We start from the raw sequence: 24,311 nt of genomic DNA, 5'->3' as shown, positions 1-24,311 counted from the left end.
CTCCTTGTTAGTAATGGATGCATATTAGTCAAATATTTCGAACAGACGATCCAAGTTTTTGATATCCTGTTGAAAAGGGGAGAGAACGGAATGAACGCTCGCCATTTTCTTGGGACCAAAATTATATTTCACAAAATTAGCAAGCGTGCCCGAGGGGCCGAGATCAATATAAACAACCCCGTCCCTGTCTCCCAGACACTTTAGAGCGCTCTGAAATTGCATAGGCTTTCTAGTAACATCCCAAAGAAAACGACTGTCAAGCCATGTAGCCTTCCCGCCGTACATAGATGAAACCATATTTATTCTGGGGCTCCTTATAGTCTTAAGCTTTAAGTACGCCGTATAGTCCCATGCAATAGGGTCCATGAAGGAAGCGTGAAAAGCATAGTGAACTGGCAACCTTTGATAGATCATTTTATTTGCTTTCACATAGTGTTCAATCTCTGCCAGACCTTCGCAGCTGCCTGAAATGACAAAATGCGAGTCAAAGTTGATGGCTGCCAGTTCTGAGTTGGTATTCAATACGGGCACTTCGTCATACAGATCGGGATCGCCAATGACGGCCATCATGCCCCCTTTCGGACAGTATGCCTCCACCAGCTGAGCTTGCTTGATAATACATTGAAGAGTGTCCTCATAGCTCAAGCAGTCGGCCACAGCAACAGATACGGTCTCACCCAAACTAGAGCCTAAAACATAATCAGGGTAAATTCCCTTTTCCAATAACACCTGTGTGAGCGCATATTCAACCATGAAAATCGCAGGGTGCGTATATAGCAGGTTGTCAAACTCTTCTCCCCTGCGACGCGTGTCATCGTAGAGCGTTTTTAATACAGACCTGCCTGTAACATCCATATGAATCTCATCCAACCTAGTCATCCATGTACGGAAAACCGGGTTGGACATATATAATTCCTTTCCCATGCCATAGTATTGTGAACCTTGGCCTGAAAACATGAAAACTACTGATCTGTCCATCCGAGTAACCCCCACAACGTATTGATCAGACTCGCCTAAGCATTTACTCTACATTTCACAGTCACAACAAATTGCGCACTAATTGCATTTGGGAGGCTGTAGGGTTACTTTCATTAAGAACATTCTCCATATGCTGTCTGATTGCAGGTTTGAATTTCGGCTCTGTGATAATATATAGCTGCCCTTTTCGGATGCCCTCAAAAATCTGATTGGCCACATCCTCTGGAAGTATTCCATTTTGGACAGCCTTGCGAGCCAATTCGGTAATTACTTGTCTTTCGGGTGGAAGATTACCGCTTCCATCTGGCTTACGTAGCTCTGTCGGGCGATTCCGCTCTGCATCCATAATTTGAGTACGAACGAATCCCGGACATACAACCGACACTCCCACATTAGAACCGATCAGTCTAAGCTCTTGGTATAACGTTTCAGACAGGCTTAAAACCGCATGCTTTGATGCGCTATATATTCCATTTCCGGGGCCGGATAGCAGACCGGCAATCGATGCTGTATTTACAATATGGCATGGAGTTTTTTGCTTCAGCATAATAGGAACAAAAAATTCGGTAGCAAACAAAATTCCCCAAATGTTTACGTTGATTACCCACTGCCAATCTGCCACAGTATTTTCCCATAGTAAGCGGCCTGTACCGGCATCCACCCCTGCATTATTGAACAAAAGATGTACTGCGCCAAAGGTCTGAACTGTTTTTTGTGCTAATAAACGAATATCAGCTTCTTTGGAAATATCAGTTACGACGGAGAGTGTAGCTGCGCCCATTTCTTGCAATTCTCGTTCAGTCCTTAGAAGAGCTCCCTCCTCAATATCTGCCAAAACGACCTTCATCCCTTCATTGACACATCGCTCTGCAAGAGCTCGGCCAATTCCGCTGGCAGCTCCTGTAATCACGGCTACCTTCTCTTTAAACTCCCTCATGTTTACCTCCGGATCATTCGTATTTTCGTTAGACAGTGTTTAGTTCCCCAATGTGTGCTCAGAAAGGAGAGGTCGGTAAGGGGATTCTGCGAACAGCGTGTCCCTCATGGAGCGCCTCCCACGTAATCCTGCCTCCCTGGGTCCAATACATCGCAATATTTTCCAGATTTCTCTCCTCTAAAAGTATTTGAGAAACTTTCTCGCCTACTTTTCCTGACAGAAGTGCACTTGTATTTGAATCTTCTCCGCTTTCTCCGATAAATACTGGAACAGTTGCTCTCTCCGGCTCGTTGCCCTTGCCGACTGACTCGATAAGCTCTCTAAGACCAGTTTGCAATTCCTCCCGCGAGCTCGCTACGATTGCCGTCCGGCACTTCATCACTTCACGGCCTGTCTGGAGAGTGAAAGCAATATCATGTAAGGAAAACTCGTGCTGCTGCTCGACATATTCAAGCAATTGACTCGCAAGCGCCTTCAGTCGCTCCCAGTTTATGTCTGAGAGGACTACCACTTCTGTCTGATTATCTGCTCCTTGGAACTGAACAGCTTCTTTTGGCGAAGGGATGTATTCTTCCAGAATAAAATGAACATTAGATCCCCCAGCACCGAAGGAGCTTACGGTTGCCCGCAGTGGAAATTCCTGCTCTTCCCCGTCCAGCTCTATTACAGGCCGCTTCCACTCCTGAAGCTCCCGCTGCAAATAAAATGGAGTATTGCTGAAATTAAGACTTGGATTCAGCTTTTCTGCTTTAATAATCGGAACCAGCTTTCGATGCCACAACTGCAATATGGTCTTGGTAAGCTGCGATATTCCCGAGGCCGCTTCTGCATGCCCTATATTGGATTTAACCGAACCCATGGCACAAAAATGTGGCTCATCGGTAAATTTCTGGAATGATTTTTTTAAGGCGACTAGCTCAATAGGGTCTCCCAATGTAGATCCATTGGCCGCTGCCTCTACATAGCTGACTGTCCGGGGATGAATGCCGGATTTCAAAAAGTTCTCTTCAACAAGTTGTGCCTGTGCATTGGGATTCGGGACCGTGTACCCATTGCTGTGTCCTCCATGATTTGTGGCCGTAGATTTGATGACTGCTAAGATGCAGTCTCCATCCTCTTCAGCCTTATGAAGCGGCTTTAAGAGAACTGCCCCAACACCTTCAGCGGGAAGATACCCGTCTCCATCTGCAAAGCTTCGACTATCTTCATGGCTTCCGATCAATTGGTTTTGACTGGATTCAATATATTTCTTGGGACTTGTCAGCAGATTTCCACCGCCAGCTACTGCAATTTGACATTCCCCTCTGATCAGGCTTTCACATGCCATATGGACAGCCACAGCCGAGGAAGAGCTCATCGTATCAATGGATATGCTTGGACCTTGGAAATTGAAATAATGCGACATAGGGTTGGCGACAGCAACAGAACCAAAGGATGTGACTCGAGGGGCATCCGTATTTGTATCGCAGTTGCAGTATTTATGATACGTAGCACCAACGTAGACCCCAACCTTGGACTGATGTTTTTTCTGTAGCATCTCTCGCGTATATCCCGCACTTTCCAGCAGATTCCATATTATTTCCAGGAAAAGCTGTTCCATAGGGTCCATCAAACTCACCTCATAAGGGGTGAGGTGAAAGAAAGAAGAATCCAATAGATTTATTTGGTTTAGGAAGCCCCCCCACTTGCAGTAGGTTTTTCCCGGTTTATTTCTTTCTTTATCAAAATATAGATCGTGGTCCCAGCGATCTTTGGGAACTTCGGTAATACAGTCCTTGCCCTCTTGGAGGTTTCTCCAGAATTCATGAATATTTTCCGCCCCAGGATATTTTCCCGACATCCCAATGACAGCAATGTCCATCGTTCCTATTTCTTTTGCCGCCTCTTTGGGCTCAACTCGTACTGGCGAAATGGATGACTGCCGAAATACCGGAGAGGGCGCTTGTGCATGTTCTACGATGCCAATGGAATTTGTGCTGGCTGCCGCGACTAGCTCCTGTTCAGCACTAAACAAAGCCATTAATTCATCTCCGTGATTTTCCAGGAAGTAATCCGCTAAACTCTGGATATTCGGATATTCAAACAGTAAGGTTCTGGATAGCGATCCAAACGTTTGTTCCAGCTGATCGGTTAGTTCCATAGACTTTATGGAGTCAACTCCATAATTTTCTAGGTTTTTGTCCTCCTCAATACGCTGTTCTGGCAGTCCAGTAGATGAAGCAAGCAGGCCTTTTAGATAACCTGTCACCTGACCACGCAGCCGCTCTTCCCTAGACAGAGCCTCTGTCTCATTGCCTACCGATACTGTGTCAGCAGCTTTTGCACTTACAGTCGCTACCTGCTCCATGCCAAACAAGGTGCTCAATTCGTCTCGGTGATTTTCCAGAAAGTAATCCGTTAAACTCTGGACATTCGGATATTCAAACAGTAAGGTTCTGGATAGCGATCCAAACGTTTGTTCCAGCTGATCGGTTAATTCCATAGACTTTATGGAGTCAACTCCATAATTTTCTAGGTTTTTGTCCTCCTCAATACGCTGTTCTGGCAGTCCAGTAGATGAAGCAAGTAAGCCCTTTAGATAAGCTGTCACCTGTCCACGCAGCCGCTCTTCTCTAGACAGAGCTTCTGTCTCATTGCCTACCGATACTGTGTCAGCAGCTTTTGCACTTACAGTCGCTACCTGCTCCATGCCAAACAAGGTGCTCAATTCGTCTCGGTGATTTTCCAGAAAGTAATCCGTTAAGCTCCGAATATTCGGATATTCAAAAAATATCGTCTTTGATACCTGATCAAACGTTTTCTCCAACTGGTCAGTGAGTTCCATGGATTTTATAGAATCTACGCCATAATTCTCCAACGGCGTATCATCTTCGATTCGATATGCAGGCAGTTCGATCGACGAAGAAAGCAATGTCTTCAAGTAATTGGCCGTCTTTTCACGCAGCAGATGTTCCTCTTGGACGGACACTGTCTTGTTCGCTAAGAAAGGAACGATGTTGTCTCCTAATTCGAGTGCCTGACCCCGAGCTGCTTCTTCACTTTCTTCAAGCTGCCCTTCCATAATCATCATTCTACTGATCAGCCCAATGTCTCCTTCTACCACCATCGCTTGATTCGATATGCTGGCTATGCCTTGATACAATGCACTAATACCGGTCTCTGTCCTCATTGCATACATACCGACATTTTGCAAGGCCTTTTCTGTCTCTTGGTCAGGTCGCATTCCGCCATCTTTCCATAACGGCCAATTGATCGACAGCGTTTTGCCCATACGCTCCCAGGAGGATACCAAGGTATTACGATACCATGCATAGGCATCCATGAACGCATTCGCGGTAGCATAGTCAGACTGACCCGCATTTCCGCCCACTCCCGCAGCCGATGAGAATAGAATAAAGAAATCTAGGGGCATGTCCTTACTGGCCTGATCCAAATTGGCTAGTCCGGCCACCTTTGGTGCCAGAACTTCCCTGAATTCTGTACTCGTCTTTTTGATAATATAGTTATCTTTAATGATTCCAGCACTGTGCAAAATGCCGTTAATTCCGCCGTATACCATTTGGAGGTCTTCAATCAGACCGACCACCGCTGCCTTCTGCGTGACATCCACCTGTCTATATTCCACCCTGGCGCCCAAAGTCTTCAATTCTTCCAATTGGGCCAGCTTGTCCTCGTCCAGCAGGGAGCGCCCCGTCAGAATCAAGGTTGCTTCCCTGGTCTGACGCGCAATTTCTTTGGCAAAAATAAGTCCGAGGCCCTTGGCACCTCCAGTAATCAAATAAACTCCATGATCTTTCCATGGAATTTCTGGTGTCGCTGGCATTTCAATCTTGTTCCAGGCGGGAATCCAGCGTTTACCTTCTACAAACCGGATGCGGCTGTCCTCTGGACGCCGACTGCTCGACCTTACTATTTCAATGAGCTCTTCATTTTTTTCCGTTTCCCCTATTTCAATCAGTTGCCCGTAGAACTTTGGATTTTCCTTATGGGCCGTTTTGAGCAGACCACACAACCCGGAGTAAAGTAACTTTTCATTTTTAGACTTCGTTACAATTTGTACCAGTAGTTTGCCTTTAGGCTTGTCCATTAGGATGCCTTGTATTTTCTCAAAAACCTGAACCGCATATGTCTCAAAACGTCGGTCGGCCTCCTTCGAGTGGGCTTGCAGGGTGATACATTCCACACCTGTCAAGGAAGCCTCAACATGTGACGCAGCTATGGTATTTGTCTCACAAAGCAATACCACATGCCGTTCGTAGTCGGTGGCTGTAGTTTCCCCCCCAACCGCCTGTTCTTTCCAGAATGGCTGCAGCATCATGGCACCAAGCGGTTGCTCACAAGCCTCAGCTTCCTTGTAGGAGACCCCTTTCATGCGCACACAGATTCTCCCTGCCTCGTCGCACAAATCAATATCATATTTGTGCGTCCTATGATCACACTGGTTTCCTTTTCCATACCGGACTAACGCCCACATTTCGTTTTGACATTTCCGATATATTTCAAGTCTATCTATAGCAGTAGGCAGTATTTTTTCGGAAGAATCGATACCGGTGAACCGCATGATATTTTCATCATTTGAAAGCAAGTATAGCGGCATCTGCAGGGCAGCATTTGTCATGAAGGGATGCACAACAAATAGGCCTCCAGTATTCGCAATACCGGAAGGCAGTGATAGCTTGGCCAGCACGATCCCCTGACCTCTATGGACTTGCTCAGCGGATCGGAATTCCGAACCGTAGTTGGCTCCAATCGTCCGCAGTGCTTCATCGTCTCCTCCAGGTGAAACGTGATTAACGCACTCCATCTGCAAAGCCTGAATATTTAATGTTTCAGCACTATTTAGAGCCTCCAGTTTGGCCTTTCCCTCACAGTGTAAGACAGGGGCCCCTGCTTCGGCTCGCGTGCTGTAAATTTTGAAGCCAATTCCACCTTGATCTCCCGGAAAGAGTCCTATATGTATTTCCGGCCGATCTCCTATAACGGGATTATATGTCCATACCATGTCTTTTAGTATGATACTTGCCTGACCGATCTCCTGTGCTGTTAATGACTGTTCCACCGCTGCCCTTGCCATTTCAAGACATGCCCCGTCCGACAGGACAAGTCTTCCGTCAACGACGGAGTTATTCAGATAAAACTCCTGACCGTTAAAGGTTGAGCTGAACCGTTGCTCAGAAAGAACAGAGGTGTTATGGTGCAACAAGGGGTGCACATATGCCGAAGCGATGCCAGCAGGCTTTTCTTCATCTACTGATATCCAGTAGCGTTCCCTGGCAAAGGGATAGGTAGGCAAGCTAATGCGGAAAGGCTGGATACCATTGTAAAGTCTGTTCCAGTCAACGCGCACACCCTTGACCCACAATTCCGCCAGCCTGCCGTATTTCTCCGCTAGATTCCAGGCATCATTGGATTCAACCAGCGCTTCTTCCAGCTGAACTACATCCAAGCTCTCCTGGTCCCGCTTGGCCTGTCCCCGATAAAACTGTGCAACATTCCGTCTTCCTCCAGTAAATTCCCGCAGCTTGTTCCCAAATTCCTCCACTGACTGAACGACCACGGCAAGGCGCTCTTCCATCGCCTCACGCCCTACCTGCAAGGTGTAAGCCACATTCACCAGGTCGTTATCTGAGAAGCCATTGGTTTCAATTGCAGCAGTCAACTGAACAGCCTGCTCTTTCAATGCTTCATCACTTTTGGCCGACAATACGATGACAACTGGCCTTTGCGGAGTAGAGGCAGTCTGTTCCACTGGAATGTATTCTTCTAGGATGATATGGGCATTAGACCCTCCGGCCCCGAAGGAAGATATCCCTGCAATTCTAGGGTACTCCCGTTGCTCGCCGTCTTCTTCTAGGATCGGTCGTTTCCATTCAGAAAGCCCTTGCTGAACTGCAAATGGCGTTTTGGCAAAGTTGATATTGGGGTTCAATTGTTTGGCATGCAGGCTTGGAGCTATTTTCTGGTTTTTCATTTGCAGAATAATTTTAGCGACACCCGCGATCCCTGCGGCTGCTTCCAAATGGCCTATGTTTGATTTTACCGAGCCAATCGCGCAGAATCCTGTATCCTGTGTATCTTTCTTGAAAGCCTGGGTAAGGCCGGTGATTTCAATAGGATCACCGAGCTCGGTCCCTGTTCCGTGGGCTTCAATATAACTGACTGTTCGAGCATTGACACCTGCTTTTTCCAAGGTTTCTCGGATCAATTCTCCCTGCGCTACCGGATTAGGAACGGTATACCCGTTTGTTTTTCCGCCGTGATTGATACTAGTTGCGCGAATAACTGCATAAATATGGTCCTTGTCGGCAATGGCCCGAGATAAAGGTTTGAGCAGCACTACGCCCGCACCTTCGCCTGGGACAAATCCATTCCCTCCTTCGCCAAAGCTCTTGCATCGCCCTTCTGGCGATAGCATTCGCATTGTGCTTAGAAAAACATAGTTGGAAGGATGAAGATATAAGTTAACTCCACCTGCAATGGCAATCTCACATTCTCCGTTACGGATATGCTCACAGGCCTCATGAATTGCAGTTAATGACGAAGAGCACATGGTATCGACCGAAAAGCTTGGTCCCTTCAAGTTCAAGAGATACGATATTCGATTTGCTACCGAACTGAAGGATGTGCGAGGAAAGACCGGTTTGCCTTGCTCCCACAGCTTAGGCCCGTATAAATTGAAGCCTGTTGCAGTAATGCCTGCAAAGACACCAATTCGCCCATTATATTGCTCCGCAAGCTGATCTCTGCTATACCCAGCATCCTCAAAGGTCTTCCAGCATTCCTCCAGAAATATCCGCTCCTGAGGGTCCATACTCATCGCTTCCCGGGGAGATATATTGAAGAAAAGAGGATCAAAATCTGCAAAATCCTCTACAAATCCCCCAGATTGGCTATAGCTTTTGCCCTTCTCGATAGCTTCCTTTATGTTAGGAGAGTAGAATCCTTCCTTCTTCCAGCGATCCGCTGGAATTTCTGTAATGCAATCTTTACCCTCTTGCAAATTGCTCCAGTATTCTTCCATATTTTTCGCTTGTGGAAATCGTCCGCTCATACCAATAATGGCTATTTGCTCGTGTTTCGCACTGCCTGTGTCTATAGCTGCGCTACTCATACGATGGTTTTCTTCCTTTGGCAGAGTCGGTAATGACAATTCGCGATCAGTATGCAAGGATACGGGGACGAAGTTTTTTTCCGGCTCCAGCCGTCTTCCAAGCCCTGTCCACCGTACACATTCCTCATAGTAGTCAGCAATAAAATATCCCGCTACCGCTTCCAATGTCTGATATTCAAAAAACAGGGTCATCGAGATTTCACCAAAAACTCCCTGAAGCTTTTGGTTGAGCCTTGTAATCATGATAGAGTCTATGCCATAGCTCTCCAAAGGCTCACTGACGTCAATCTTTTCAAGGCTCAGCTTGGTCACTTCTCCGAACAGCACTTTAAGCTGGTGCAAGGTTTTTTCCAATAGCAGCTCAGGATTTATCGGTGAAGAAGCTGTCTCTTCAACGTACACTTTCTCCTGGGGCTGAGGCTCCAATAAATGCTTCCGCAATCTGGGCAAATCCCCTTCTATCACCAGCACCTGCTTCTGGCCAGAGACTAGACTATCATATAAAGCCTTGACGCCGTTTGAAGTTTGCATGGCCACCATGCCAATACTTTGCCACACCCTCTCCGTTTCAGCATCCGCATGCATTCCTCCATCTTTCCAGAGCGGCCAATTGACAGACAACGTCTGCCCTTTGCGCTCCTTGGAAGAGACCAGGCTGTTTCGATAAAAGGCATAGGCATCCATAAACGCATTCGCTGCGGCATAGTCGGCCTGACCAGGATTGCCCATAATCCCTGCGATGGAAGAGAAGAAAATGAAAAAATCAAGATCTAGCTCCTTCGTCGCCTGATCCAGGTTGACCACCCCGGCTACTTTGGGCGCCATCACTTCCTCGAACTCTTCCTGCGTCTTATGAATCATAAAACGATCCTGTATCACACCTGCACTATGGAGGACACCATCAAGCCTCCCATGCTCCTCTCGGATCTTTGAGACCAGTTGCGAGACCTCTTCCTTTCGGGAAATATCCGCTCGTTTATACTCTATGCGGGCTCCCAGCGCCTTCAATTCCTCCAATATGGCCTGCTTGCCTTCGTCAAGCACTGAACGCCCAACAAGGACTAAGGTAGCTTCTCTGACTCGCCGGGCAATATCTTTCGCAAAAACAAGACCTAAACCTCCTGCGCCGCCCGTAATCAAATAAATCCCTTGATCCTTCCAGGGTACTCTTCCCGGAGTTTCAGGGGCTTTTATTTCATTCCAGCTGAGAACCAGACGTTTACCGTTCTCATACCGTATTCTTTTTTCCTTGGGATATCGGCTGTTCTCTTTTAATTGCTCAACGATCTCTTCCAAACCTGTAGCTTCCAATCCCACGAATTGCCCTACGATTTTTGGGTTTTCTTTTTCGGCTGTCTGCAGCAGTCCGAGAAGTCCAGCAAAGAGCTGCTGTTCGCTTTGTGAGGAAGCAGCAATCTGTACCAGCACGCTGCCCCTCAAGTTCTCTTTGAGAATCATTTGCACTTCCGCCAGCAGTTGGAGAGCATATACCTGAAAGCGTTCATCCATGCCGGTTTGACCGGCATGGAGCTTGATGCATCGGGTTCCTTTTATGAGCGCTTCAACGCTTCGCTCCGAGATATGATCCAGTTCGCAAAGCACTACCAAATGCTGGCTAAATTCAGGAAGAGCCGCTTTTTGGAGCGCAGCTTGCTCTTTCCATGAAGGCTCAAGCATAAGGACTCCTGTATCCGCCTGAGCCCCTTCTATGTTCCCTGCTTTGCTGTGCAAAGTTCCATCTGGGGCCATTTGAGCTTGAAGTTGGCGTATTTTGAAGATAGCCTCCTCTTTCTGCATCCGTCCGCTTTTTACCTCGCCCAGAATAATTTGAAAAAAGTCCTTCATCTTCGATTGCCTCCCAGCATGTAGAAACTTCTCATTTACGTATGAATATATTGAAGATTTCGTTGGCGGCCTCATCAACAGACATGGCGTCGTTCATCATTTCGTCCAAGAATCTGCCGCACAATTGATCATCAAAATCTACATTGCTTTCATTTTGCGACAGTAATGCGTGGGCTTTTAATTGATCCTTGCTATCCGAAATCCAATAATGCTCTTTTGCAAATGGGTAGGTTGGCAGGCTGATACGGTGAGGTACCTTCCCCGTATAAAGTTCTTCCCAATCCAAATTTAGCCCTTTGGCCCACAGCTCCAGAAGCTTTGTATATTTCCTTTTGGAAATCCAGTGTTCAATCAGTTGTTGCAGGTCTTCATCCCCCGTAAAAATGGACAACGCTTCTTTGTTGCGTTTTACTTGACCTCTATATAGGTTGAGCATGCTGTGGCGTCCGTCCACAAATTCCTTTAATTTCTCCTCAAGATCTGTGATCGAATCCACGAGCATGGCTAGACGCTCCTCCATTGGTTCCCGTCCCACCTGGAGCGTATAGGCAATATCCAATATGCTGGCGGAGGATAGCTGACCTTGAAGAGCCTCGAGCAGCTGTCGTCCTTTTTCCTTAAGCTGCTCCTCATTTTTGGCTGAGAGCACGATCATCGCAGGTCCCTGAGAAGCAGGTTCCATTCCTGATGGCTCCTGAACCTCGGGAATGTACTCTTCAATCACAATATGAGCATTGGCCCCCCCTGCACCGAAAGATGATATTCCAGCCCGTCTCGGATACTCTGCAGTGATTCCATCGGTTGTAATTACCGGTCTCTTCCATTCTTCCAGACTCTGCTGAACGACAAAAGGAGTATGGCTAAAATGAATTTCAGGATTCAGCTTCCTAGAATGTAAGGACGGTACTAACTGTCGGTGCTTAAGCTGCAGCAATATTTTAGTTACTCCTGCAATGCCTGCTGCGCTCTCGGTGTGACCAATATTGGATTTGACCGACCCTACTGCACAGAACTGCTTGTCTTGTGTGAATTTCTCAAAAGCCCTGGTCAATCCGGCAATTTCAATTGGATCTCCCAAAGCGGTGCCGGTTCCATGGGCTTCAATATAACTGATCGTTCTTGCATCAACGTTCGAACGTCGGAGCGCTTCCTCAATCAGCTGAGATTGAGCCTGAGGGCTAGGGACCGTATATCCGCTGGTTTTGCCTGAAGCATTGAGCATGCTTCCTTTGATGACACCATAAATATGGTCACCGTCTGCTATAGCCTTCTCCAGCGGCTTTAACACGATAGCGCCGACGCCCTCTCCATCAACGAATCCATCCGCCTGGTCTCCGAAAGACTTGCATTCGCCAGTTTTCGAAAGCATCGTCATCGCTGACAGCTTGATATAGTGAATCGGGTCTACGATTAAGTTGACTCCTCCGGCAATAGCGCACTCGCTAATACCGCTATACAGACTTTCCAAAGCTAAATGGATCGCCGTCAATGAGGAGGAACAAGCGGTATCGATGGTCATGCTTGGACCTTGGAAATCCAAATGATAGGATATTCGGTTTGAAATCGAATTGTATTGAGGTCCCAAGCCGTAATTTCCGTTCATCACGCCTGCAAATACACCAACTTTGCGACTCTCACAAAGATTGGCAGGAGTATATCCGGCATCCTCTATACTTGCGTATGCGGCTTCCAAAAAGAGCCGTTCCTGCGGGTCCATGGTTTCGGCTTCTGCAGGAGAAATCTTAAAGAATAGCGGATCGAATAAATCGATTCCATCGATAAAGCCGCCTGATTTCGTATAAATGGTGCCTCGTTTTCCTTTTTCCTCGTCAAAGTAGGTCTTCCAATCCCAACGATCTTTCGGAATTTCAGTGATACAGTTTTTACCTTCTTTCAAATTATTCCAATATTCCTCTACATTACGAGCTCCCGGATAGCGCCCTGACAAGCCCACTATTGCAATATCTCTAATATTAGAGAAATGCTTCTTCGGCTCTTCCCCTTTGCTGATAGACGACTTAAGGAAGCGTCCTTCCTGTGCAAATCTCATCGGGGCAACATTGATGACCTGTGGAGCAGGGACTTCTTCCACTCTGGAAGTTTCTTCGCTGATCTCTGTCTCCTTCATACCTACCAGCTTCTTCAACGAATCCTTTTGCGTTTGAAGCAGGTACGCTACCAGATCATCTATGGTGTTGTACTCAAAGAACAGGGTACTGGCAAAATCCTCGATCACTTCACGCAAAACATTGGTGATTTGCACAACCAATATCGAGTCGATCCCGTACTCTTCCAGAGCAACCGTAGAGTCTATGCTGCCCGGTTCCATTTTTAGTGTCTCGCCAAGTAAATTTTTAAAGTAGGCCGTACTTTTGTTGCGTAGCACATTTTCCGATTCTGTCTGTACCGCGTCTTTGTTGGGTTGAGCTAGTTGTTTCACTGATTCCGCTTCATCGGTTTTATTCTCTACCGATATGAATTTCTGTTTAGGTTGTCGCTTTTGCCGAATCAAGCCGTCGCTTTGGGCTGCAACGATCTGCTGGCCCCAATCATGCGCCTCCTGTGCCGGGAAGAATGTTGTATGAAAGCCTTCTTTCGCCAGCACTTTTTTCCATATATTGGGATATAATCCAGGGCAGCCTGGAATACGTAATTCCGAATCCTCATAAGCCCACCAGCCATCCAGCAAGCCGAAGGTAAGATGGGTAAACACGCTGCTGCCCATAAGTTCATTTAACAGAAGCAGGCCGTTGCTTTTCATAACCGCTTTTGCATTGCGCAATGCCTGGCGAATATCTTTGGCCGTATGAAGTACATTGGCAGCAATGACAATATCATATTTACCTGCTTCAATACCTTGTCCAGCAATAGGTTCTTCCACATTAAATATCCGATAACTGAGATATGGATTGTCCGGTCCATACTCTTTTTCCGCATGCATCAAAAAGGCCTTCGAAATATCGGTATAACAATATTCCTGAATGTGTTTGCGGTATGGCCGTAATTTGAGGAATACGGTGCTACTGGTTCCCCCGGTGCCCGCTCCAATTTCGAGAATTCTGATTTTTGCAGCGGAGTTGCTCATAATTCCCTGCTTAACATAGGCTCCGACTGTATCGGAAAGGACTTCATTAAAATAGTCGGCTACCAAGCTGTTCTTATAAATCCCTTCCACTAATTCCATCGAGGAATTGGGAAACATGATTTCCGTAGCAGGACATTTCCCGGTAATAATTTCCGGCAACGCGCGCAGCGTTGTTTCAGCCAAATGTACCCTTGCCCGCATCTGCGGATATTTTTGCCATGTATGCTTGTGCTCTTCCCATTCCTGCCAGACATCCTCTCGGTAAGCCGGGCTGGAAGCATTTCCATCTGTAAGAGCATCATTCAGCCGTGCCAAAATCTGTACACTCTCACCTAGCCATTTGCCGTATAACTCTGACAGTCCATGCTTATGTTTGAACTCGTCAACAGACTGACGATCTGTCCCTGACAGCCCCATGGACCAAAGCTGCTCCTGCAACAGCTTGCCTAGAAGATGCTCCAATTCCCTTTCCTGCAGGCTGCCAGCATCCTCTGCCGCATATTCCTCGGCAAACTGGGCTTTTGATTTGATCACTGCAGCAATATTTTCTTGTATATCCCGAAGATCGGGATCCGTGTTGTGCGGGTATAGATTGATGGCTTCTGCCGGATTAGTCCCTTCCAACTCCAAATGTTTTGTTGTTTTCATCAGTCCCATTTGACCCAGCGGTGAGGCAAGCAACGTCTCAAGTGCCTCCATCCCCTCGTGAGGCTCGATAAGTCCGACGCCGATCTGCGCTAGTTTCGAGTAATTTTCGACTTCTTGCTGCCTGTCTTGGGAGGTATTGTTTGCGTCGTTCCCCCAGTATCCCCAGTTCATGACTTTCACCGGGCAATGCCATTCCTGTGAAAGCCGCTGCGCAAACGCATCCTTAAAGGTACATCCCGCAGCATAGCTGCTTTGTCCCGGATTTTTTACATAGGCAATAATAGAAGAGAAAAACAACACGAAATCCAGTGGTTCATTTTGAAAAACCTGAGCCATACGCACACTGACATTGACCTTTGCTGAAAGCCCAGACCGAAGTCCTTCCTCCGTCAAATCCTCTAACCCCTTCTCCAAAAAGGCAATAGCAGAGTGAACTACGCCGTTGATCTTGGAGTACCGCTGCTTTATCTCCTCATATGCCCCCTGCAGCGACCTTTCATCTGCTGCATTTGCCGTTATATAGCATGGGACAGGTCCGAGGCCTTTAAATTCGTCTAATTTAGCCTGGATGGATGCATCCTTTGGCCTTCTGCCTATCCACACCATCTGGGCCTGATAAGTCGAGGCCATATACTTGCTCCAGGCTACTCCGATGTTGCCTGCACCACCGATAACCACATAGACGCCTCCGGTTTTGTACAGTGTCTGTCCTTTTGCGCCTGGAGTCTGCTTGAACGGAATCAGCTGCTGTCGGTACCACTGTCCGCCTCTGAAAACCCACATCCGTCCCTGACGATCTGGAGGTATCGCAAATACATCAGATAACGGCCATTCATAGTCAGATGGCAGGTCTATGATACGAATCTTCCAATTCGGATATTCCTTAGCCATCGTGCCTACCAACCCATGCAAACTTGCGTGGGCCGGGTGGACTGTATCGTCCTGATCAATCGTTTGAGCCTGGGTGGTTATAGTGGTCCAGCCTAGCTTTTTCGTTCCATATCCTAGTAGGAGGAGCGCCTTGACCATTCTAAAGAAAAGCATGACTCCCGGCTCCTGTTCCTCTATCAAGGATTCAGCAGTGACCGATTCGATAGAAATAGTAGGTGCAATCCACAAAATATGATCAACGGCTCCATATTCTTCGACCTTAGAAGCAACCGTTTCAATGGAATCCTGCGCCTGTAGCTCCAAAAAATGTGCCTTCGGATAATAGTCCCGGATGGCCTGTCTATCTTTGTCCGTCCCCCCTGCAATAACCATTCGAGCTATTGACGATGGGAAAGCTGGTTCTTTCTTAACCGCAACGGGGTCCCATTTGGGGATAAGCATAACGGCTCCTACAAGCGGGTCGTCAGCATGATCTCCTGCAACTATGCCTTGTTCATGCTCAGAGCGAATATCTCCATCCAGTGCCCGGGTGGATAGTCCCGTTATTCTGACACAAACGTTCCCTTCCTCATCACACAATTCGATATTGAGCTTCTGTACCTTGTCCTCTTTCTTACTGCCCTCGCTATATTGAATCAACGACCACATGTTCGGGGTGCAACCTCCATAGATTTCGATCTCTTGAAGAGCGAATGGCATAAAAGGCGTATTTGGTACTGTGCTGCCTGGCAGCCCTCCATCTTGCCCCATACTTAGTCCGATTGATGCATGCAAGGCCGCATCCATTAAGCTGGGATGAATGACAAAGCGGTCGGCCGAATCAGAGAGCAAGGAGGGCAATGCCAGCTTGGCCAGCACCCTTCCCGGACGTGTATATACTTTCTTCACACACCTGAAAGCTGAACCGTAATCCATCCCGATTTTTTGGAAGATTTCGTAACAGCGCGCCCCCTCAAATCCACGTGTATCAAATTCTGCCTGCAATGCCTCTAGGTTATGCACTGGCTTTTGTTCCACGCAAAACTGCACCGCATTGCCCTGGCTGTGCACGATATGTCCGCTATCGGTTCCTTCTAGCTTACTGTATACTTCAAAGCTGATTTTTCCGGCGTCTTCCAGGAATAGTCCAGTGTGTACTGAGAATGGCCGATCTGCCACCACAATGGGCCGAATCCAGTTTACATTTTTCAACCGGATTCCTGTTGCGCAGTTGTTCTCATCTCCTATAGAGCGTTCTACAGCTGTCCGCACCATCTCAAGATAAGCGACACCTGGGAGAACCCGTTGTCCTTTTACCGTATGGTCCCTGAGAAAAAACTCCTCTCCTGTAAACGTTGAGCTGAACCGCTGCTTCAAGAAGTTAGAAGTGTTGTGGTGCAGTAAAGGCGACAAAAATGCAGACTGGCCTAGGGTGGCTGTTATACCCTCGTTCTTTACCTGGTTTACGGGCACCCAATAGCTTTCTCTGGCGAAAGGATAGGTTGGCAAACTAATTCTGTGCGGCTTCACTTCCCCATAAAGCCTATTCCAGTCCAACAGCAGTCCCGTAACCCAGATCTCGGCGAGCTTGCCATATTTCCCCTTGCTCACCCATGCACCCACCATTTTGGCCATATCCTCATCGATTTCCTGAGTGACCAATCCTCCTTTATTACGCTTTACCTGTCCTCTATACAGTTCTTCTATGCCTTCCTTTTCCAGCAGGAAGCTTTCCAATTTCCAATCAAGCTCTTGGATGGATGCGGCGATGATCGCGAGCCGTTCTTCCATTGCTTCTCGTCCGATCTGCAGCGTGTAGGCAATATCTGCGAGACCAATACGCGGGTCATTCAGCTCTCTGATGGCTGATAGCAATCTTTGCGCCTGCTCGTTCAGCCGTTCCTTGTTCTTGCCTGATAGTACAATCATGGCAGGATTAAGAGACGCAGGAGCAACTTGCAGCTGAGCAGTCTCTGCTGGAATGTATTCTTCAATTACCACATGCGCGTTAGATCCGCCTGCCCCGAAGGCCGAGACTCCTGCCAGCCTTGGATATTCCTTGATTTCACCATCCATGGATACGACAGGTCTTTTCCATTCCTCTAATGTCTGCTGCACTTTAAAAGGACTATCACTAAAATCGATGTTGGGATTTAGCTTGCTTGAATGCAGTGAAGGCACCAATTGTTGATGTTTCAACTGCAACAGCACCTTTGTCACTGCGGCAATACCGGCTGCGCTCTCACAATGTCCGATATTAGACTTGGCAGACCCAATTGAACAGAACTGCTTGTCTCTGGTGTATTCCCGGAACACCTTTTGTAAGCCCGCAATTTCAATTGGATCACCCAAAGGAGTGCCTGTCCCATGCGCTTCTATATAGCTCATGGCTCTAGGATTGATTCCCGCATCCTGAATAGCCTGACCAATCACGCTAGCCTGTGCGTTGGGATTGGGTACGGTATATCCGTTGGTTTTTCCTCCATGATTGACCGCAGTACCTTTTATGACGCCATATATCTGGTCTCCGTCTGCTATAGCTTTGGCCAGCGGCTTGAGCAGCAGGGCCCCGACTCCTTCGCCTGGCACGTATCCGTCACCCTGCCCGAAGCTTTCACACCGCCCATTGCTTGATGCAAAGCTTCCCTGTCCAAGTAATAGATATTTGTTAGGATGAACAGAAACATTGACTCCCCCTGCCACCGCCAGCTCACATTCTCCATGCTGCAGTCCGCGGCAGGCCATATGGATTGCTGTCAGTGACGAAGAACACATCGTATCCACAGCGATACTTGGTCCTTGAAAATTGCAAAAATACGATACACGGTTAGCAACCGCTGAGGCATTCCCGAGAAGCCCAAGCATATTCCCTTTGGCTTGTTCCTGAGCTCCATAAAGCTGGTATTCGTGATACATCACTCCGACATAAACGCCAACATTGCCTTCCATGCCGCCAAGTTCCTGGTCTGCACAAAGAGTTTCGCGCGTATAGCCGGCATCTTCTATGGTTTCATACACACATTCCAGGAATAGGCGCTCCTGAGGGTCCATCGTTTCCGCTTCTCTTGGCGAGATGTTGAAAAACAACGGGTCAAACCAGTCCACTCCATCTATGAACCCTCCCCACTTGCTGTAGGTTTTTCCGGGCTTTCCTCTGGTTTCATTAAAGTACAAACTGTGGTCCCAGCGCTCTTGGGGAATCTCTGTGATACAGTCCTTCCCATCTTTTAGGTTTTTCCAGAACTCGTCGATACCTGCTGCCCCTGGATACCTTCCCGATACTCCGATAATGGCAATGTCTAAGCCCTTCTTTTCCGGAAGGGGCTGCGTACCTGCCGAGAGAGGCCATGTACGTCTGCGACCCGCAGCTATCGAGGCCAACGGCTCTATTGCTGCTTCTGCAGGCGCGTTTCTCTCTTGATGAGGATCTGCATTCTTCTCCTGCACTTTTAAAACATCTACCAGCCGACCACGATGCGATTCAAGAAAATACCCAGTTAATGAGCGAAGGTTATGATATTCAAAAAATAATGTCTTCGGCAGCGAACCAAACGTTTTCTCCAATTCATTTGTGAGCTGCATGACCAATATGGAATCAATCCCATACCTGTCCATAGGTGCGTTTATATTTATACTTTCAACCGGCAGCTTGATTACAGCCGATAGCATTGTTTTCAAATAGTCTTCAGCTTTTTCCCTCAGCCATTCTTCACCGATAACCGGAGCTCTCCCGTCTTCCATTTCGGAACGGTCTAAAGTCTTGGTTTCCGAAGGCTGTCCCAGAATGACCGCTTTAATTGTTTGAGGATAACCTTCGATAACCATGACCTGGCTTTTGCCGGAAGACAAGCTTTGACACAAAGCTTTTATTCCATTCTCCGTTTGCATGGCGACCATGCCCAGACCTTGCATCGCCCTTTCTGTTTCCCCGTCGACATGCATGCCCCCGTCCTTCCATAGGGGCCAGTTGATCGACAACGTGTGTCCCTGGCGCTGCTTGTCTTTTACCAAAGCATTTCGGTAAGAAGCATAGGCATCCATAAACCCATTCGCAGCAGAGTAGTCAACCTGCCCTACATTGCCAAGACTTCCGGCGCCGGAAGAAAACAGAATAAAGAAATCCAGAGGCAGAGAGCTGCTGGCCTGGTCCAGATGGATTAATCCTGAAACTTTGGGAGTCAGCACTTCTCGAACTTCTTCTATAGACTTTTTGATAATGAAGTTGTCCCTTATCACTCCTGCTGTATGCAAAATACCGTTAAGACCGCCAAATTGCTCGACGATGTCATGAATTAACCCGGTGACCGCTTCCTCTTGGCCTATGTCCACCTGTCTGTACTCAATATGGCCAGCCAGTGCTTCCAATTCGCCTAACAAAGTCTGCTTATCCGCTGACAGAGGTGATCGTCCTGCCAGTACGACGTTGGAGTTTTTTACATTGCACACAATGTCTCTGGCAAATATCAATCCCAGACCGCCTAAACCGCCAGTGATGAGATAGGTTCCCCCATCTTTCCATGGCCGGACTGCATCTTCACGCAAGGTTTCAATTTCTTGCCACTTTAAAGCCTGTCGTTTATCGTCATGATATCGTATCCGGTCGCCGTACTGGCCGCTTCGGTTCTCTTGCAGTTTTGCAGTAATTCCCTCAGGGGTAGCCTTTCCATCAAGCTCTAGCAATTGACCTATGACATTCGGATTTTCTTTTTGGGCGGTTTGCAGCATGGCAAAGAGCCCGGAATACACCTGTTGATCACTCCGGACAGGGACTGCAATTTGCAGCAAAGTTTTTTGTTTGTGAACTTCCAACATTATGCTTTGCAATTTTTCAAATATCTGAATAGTGTAATCTTCATACCGCGCATCCAAGTGAGTACTTGAGGACTGTAAAACAATGCAGCGAGTACCGTCCATATGAGCTTCAAGGTCCTTCTCGGCGATACCTTCAAATTCGCACAGGATTACAATATGCCGTATGTCGTCGAACGCGTCCCCTCCTGCGGGGACTGTCTTCTCCTCCCAGACCGGCTCCAGCATGAGTGTGCACACATTCTCAACGAAGTCTGCTTGCCCTGCTCCTTCTTCCAGCTCTCTGGATGAGAGCCCTTTGAGCTGCACACAAATCTTTCCGGTCTCGTCGCAGAGATCGATATGTACCATGCTCAACCCATTCAGTGTCTCCTCACTTGCATCTCTGGAAATCCGGGCCCACATCACAGAAGGGCATTTTTCGAATATTTTGAGATCCTGTAGAGCAAAGGGTACCGAGAGTCTGCCCTCAGGTACATGCTCTTCCCGATCCAGTACTAAGCCGATTGTGGCCTGCAAGGCTGAATCCATTACAGCCGGATGCAATACAAATTCGCTTCGGGTATGAGATACAATGGGTGGAAGGGACAGCTTTGCCAACACATAATCCTTACCCTGGAAGACGGTTTCAATCCCCCGGTGTCCCGGGCCATAGTCTATTCCCATAGCTCTGTAAGCTTCATAGCATTGGCTTGAAGAAAGTGAACTGTGAATACATTCTGCCTGTAAAACATTCAGGTCCAGATACTGCGACTCACCTGTTTTCTCCAAAACAGCAATCCCCTGGCTGTGTATTACACCTTCGACTTTTTCCTCCATCCCGCTGTAAACTTCAAACGCAATTGCTCCATCTTCCTGAGGATATAGGCTGGTGTGTACCCTGACCGGTTTGTTCGCTACAACGACGGGCTGAGCCCATACTACATTTTTCAGTCGAATATAGGTCTCACCCTCTATAACGTCCCCCGCTGCTTCTTCTACAGCTGCTCGCACCATTTCAAGGTAAGCCACTCCGGGTAATGTCGGTTGGCCCATGATTCGGTGATCCGATAGGAAAAACTCTCGGCCTGTAAAGGTGGAAGCGTAGCGCTGCCCGGAGAGATCGGAAGTATTTTGATGCAGCAAAGGGTGAATTTGGGCGGTCATAGCCGGGTTGACATGTCCCTGTCCCATGTCTGTCTCTGACAACCAATAGCGTCCTCTCTCAAAGGGATAGGTCGGCAGACTGATTCGCTGGGGCTTGATTGTTCCATAAAGTGCATCCCATTCAATAGTTGCACCATTGGTCCATAGTTTGGCTACTTTATCAAGTCTTTGATTCTGAAGCCAGGTCCGAACGAGGGTCCCAGTATCTTCGTCAGAATCAAAAAGTTCAATTCCGTCTCTAGCATCGTCCACTTGTCCAGTTAACAGCTTGTCCGACGAATTTCCACTTACAAAATGCTCCAGATCATTGATCAGATTTTCTCTTGAATCTGTCAAAAACGCAAGGCGCCAGTTCATTGCCTCTCTGCCCACTTGCAGGGTATAAGTCAGGTCCGACAAATTAGTGCTTTCGTGCAACTTAACAAATTCCATCATGTCGGCAGCATAGGATTTCAGGGCTTGCTCGCTTTTGGCAGACAGTACAAATAGCACCGGGTTGTCTTGATCCACTGGGGCCAGATTCGCCTCAGAGGTTGCAGGCACATATTCTTCAATAACCATGTGTGCGTTGGTGCCGCTAAACCCGAAAGCACTTACGCTTGCACGTCGAGGTGTTCCAGGCTTTGACTCCCATTTTTGTAGCCCCGTGTTAATGTAAAACGGGCTCTCCTCCAATGAAATATGTTCATTTAAGGATTCAAAATTGATGGTCGGCGGCAATTGTTGATGTTTCATGGCGAGGAGCACTTTCATTACGCCAGCCACCCCGGCCGCAGTCAGCATATGTCCCATATTGCTTTTCAGCGACCCCAGCGCGCAATACCCCTTTTTGCTCGTATAGGACCGGAACGATTCAGTAAGCCCTTCCACCTCGATAGGATCGCCCAGCTTGGTGCCTGTCCCATGGGCCTCTACCATAGAGATGGTTTCAGGATGAATATTAAATCGCTGGTAAACCTCACTTTCGAGCGAAATCTGTGAATTTACACTTGGAGCGGTGATGCCGTTGGTTTTCCCATCCTGGTTCATTCCCCATCCTCGGATAACACCATAGATGGAGTCCTTGTCCCTGATTGCATCAGAAAGCCGTTTTAATAAAATTACGCCAACCCCTTCTCCGGGGACAAACCCGTTTGCACGGGCATCAAAAGTAAAGCATCTTCCGTCCTTGGACAGCATTCCTGCTTTGCTGGTCATAACATGCATTCCTGGCCCTGCCATGATCATTACTCCGCCCGCCAAAGCAAGATCGCTTGTTTCTAAAACAAGGCTGTTGCAAGCTTCAGCAATAGCTACCAGAGAGGAAGAGCATGCGGTATCAATCGCCAGAGAAGGACCCTTCAAATTCAGCAGATACGAAATCCGGGCCGATAAAATTGAAGGCGCCCCTCCCATAAGAACCTGTGCATTCAGCCCCTGTCCGCTCATGGACCTGCCATAATCACTGGCTGCACAGCCTACAAAAACACCGCAACGGCTCCCTGACAATGAAGCTGGATTTAATCCGGCATCTTCAATGCATTTCCAGCTACTTTCCAGAAATAGACGTTGCTGAGGGTCCATCATCTCTGCTTCCGCAGGAGATATATTAAAGAACAACGGATCAAATCGATCTATATCATCAAGCATCCCCATCCATTTGCTGTAGGTTTTCCCCTCAGCCTTGGGATCAGTATCGTAATATTCTTCAATGGACCAGCGTGTTGGAGGGATTTCCGATATACAATCTCTGCCCTGGGCCAAATTATCCCAGAACTCAGTCAATGTTTTGGATTTGGGGAACTGTCCCGCCATGCCAATAATTGCGATCGAATCCTTCTCCTGACTATGCGGCATACGGGGTACAGATTTTTTCACATCAGCCTGCTTGAGTGGTTTGTGGGTATCACCGCTATTCGGCACCTGTCCGTAGGCTGTTTGAATCCGCTCTTTAACCTCCTGCTGGTTCACAAACGTTTTGTCCTGCATTTTTATTTCTTTCTCAATCGTAGCCGCCAGCTTTTCTCTTATTGGCTGAGCCATATGGTTTTTCAGCTCAATCAATGACTCTCTTGGCGACTCGGACAGCTTTTTTGCCAGCTGCATTGCATATGGCACCACTTCATTTCTCGGCAGAACAGGAAAAGGAGTCCCTTTGGACTCCAGTTCTGAACCGCTATATCTAGTACCTGTGAATAAAATTTCCTGCGCCATGCTAACTCCGAACTTTTCAGGAAAAATGAGGGTTGAGCCCGCGCCAGGCGTAAAGCCGTATTTCATAAAATTAGTGGTGTAGATGCTTTCTCTACTCATTACGATAAAATCGCAAAACATTCCCATGCACCAGCCTGCGCCGATACCATGACCTTGCATCGCAGCAATGACTGGCAGCTTGCAATCCAGTGCAATCTTGTAGACATTGGTATCGCTATATTTCGCCTTTCCCTCATGAATTGCCAGCAATCCCTCCTGCGTACCCCCTGTGGCAAAGTAGGTGTCATATCCCGTCAGAATCACAACTTTATAATTCTCATTAGCCTGCACCGTCTCGAACGCCTGATTCAGGCCTATAATCAGTTCATCGGAAAATGTATTCTTGTGTACTGTGTCCTTCATTGTTAACAGGACAATGCCTTGCTCAAATTCCTGCAATTGAACTACAGACTGCACTTCCGTTTCGCCGTTGATCTCCTGCTCCGGTCCGTGAAAGCTGTCTAAGGGCTGTAGCGAAAGAGACAATTCCTCTGAAGATAATTCCTGTGTTCGGACTTCCGATGATTCTTCCAAAGATTCATCCGAAAGCCCGCTCATCAATTGGCGCAATCGTTCTTCGGCATCTTCAGAATTTATTTCCCCTGTTTGTACCGCACGAAAAATATCTTTTGGATCCATAAAAATGCCCT

General features: G+C 47.6%; 4 protein-coding genes. All 4 read right to left on the bottom strand.

What is annotated here, in order from left to right:
• Positions 1-24: 24 nt before the first annotated feature.
• The gene (locus tag ABEW32_RS15285; protein WP_430188896.1) at positions 25-978 is read right to left on the bottom strand and encodes an acyltransferase domain-containing protein; all 954 of its coding nucleotides are present in this window, start codon (positions 976-978) and stop codon (positions 25-27) included.
• A 61-nt stretch (positions 979-1,039) separates the two neighbouring features.
• Positions 1,040-1,915, bottom strand: a complete 876-nt coding sequence (locus tag ABEW32_RS15280) for an SDR family NAD(P)-dependent oxidoreductase (protein ID WP_430188893.1) — start codon at positions 1,913-1,915, stop codon at positions 1,040-1,042.
• A gap of 58 nt (positions 1,916-1,973) precedes the next feature.
• Complete coding sequence (locus ABEW32_RS15275; protein WP_430188891.1) at positions 1,974-10,871, bottom strand: SDR family NAD(P)-dependent oxidoreductase; 8,898 nt, start codon at positions 10,869-10,871, stop codon at positions 1,974-1,976.
• Positions 10,872-10,902: 31 nt separating this feature from the next.
• On the bottom strand, positions 10,903-24,300 hold the full coding sequence (locus ABEW32_RS15270; protein ID WP_430188888.1) for an SDR family NAD(P)-dependent oxidoreductase: 13,398 nt from the start codon (positions 24,298-24,300) through the stop codon (positions 10,903-10,905).
• Between the last annotated feature and the right edge of the window lie 11 nt (positions 24,301-24,311).

The organism is Paenibacillus jamilae (assembly GCF_050482105.1).
Lineage (GTDB): Bacteria > Bacillota > Bacilli > Paenibacillales > Paenibacillaceae > Paenibacillus > Paenibacillus jamilae_B.
This window is presented reverse-complemented; position numbering and strand designations above follow the sequence as displayed.

Bases quoted from the DNA above. Each gene is read 5' to 3' on its own strand.
- ABEW32_RS15280 (WP_430188893.1), bottom strand. From the start codon at position 1,915: ATGAGGGAGTTTAAAGAGAAGGTAGCCGTGATTACAGGAGCTGCCAGC.
- ABEW32_RS15285 (WP_430188896.1), bottom strand. From the start codon at position 978: ATGGACAGATCAGTAGTTTTCATGTTTTCAGGCCAAGGTTCACAATAC.
- ABEW32_RS15275 (WP_430188891.1), bottom strand. From the start codon at position 10,871: ATGAAGGACTTTTTTCAAATTATTCTGGGCGAGGTAAAAAGCGGACGG.
- ABEW32_RS15270 (WP_430188888.1), bottom strand. From the start codon at position 24,300: ATGGATCCAAAAGATATTTTTCGTGCGGTACAAACAGGGGAAATAAAT.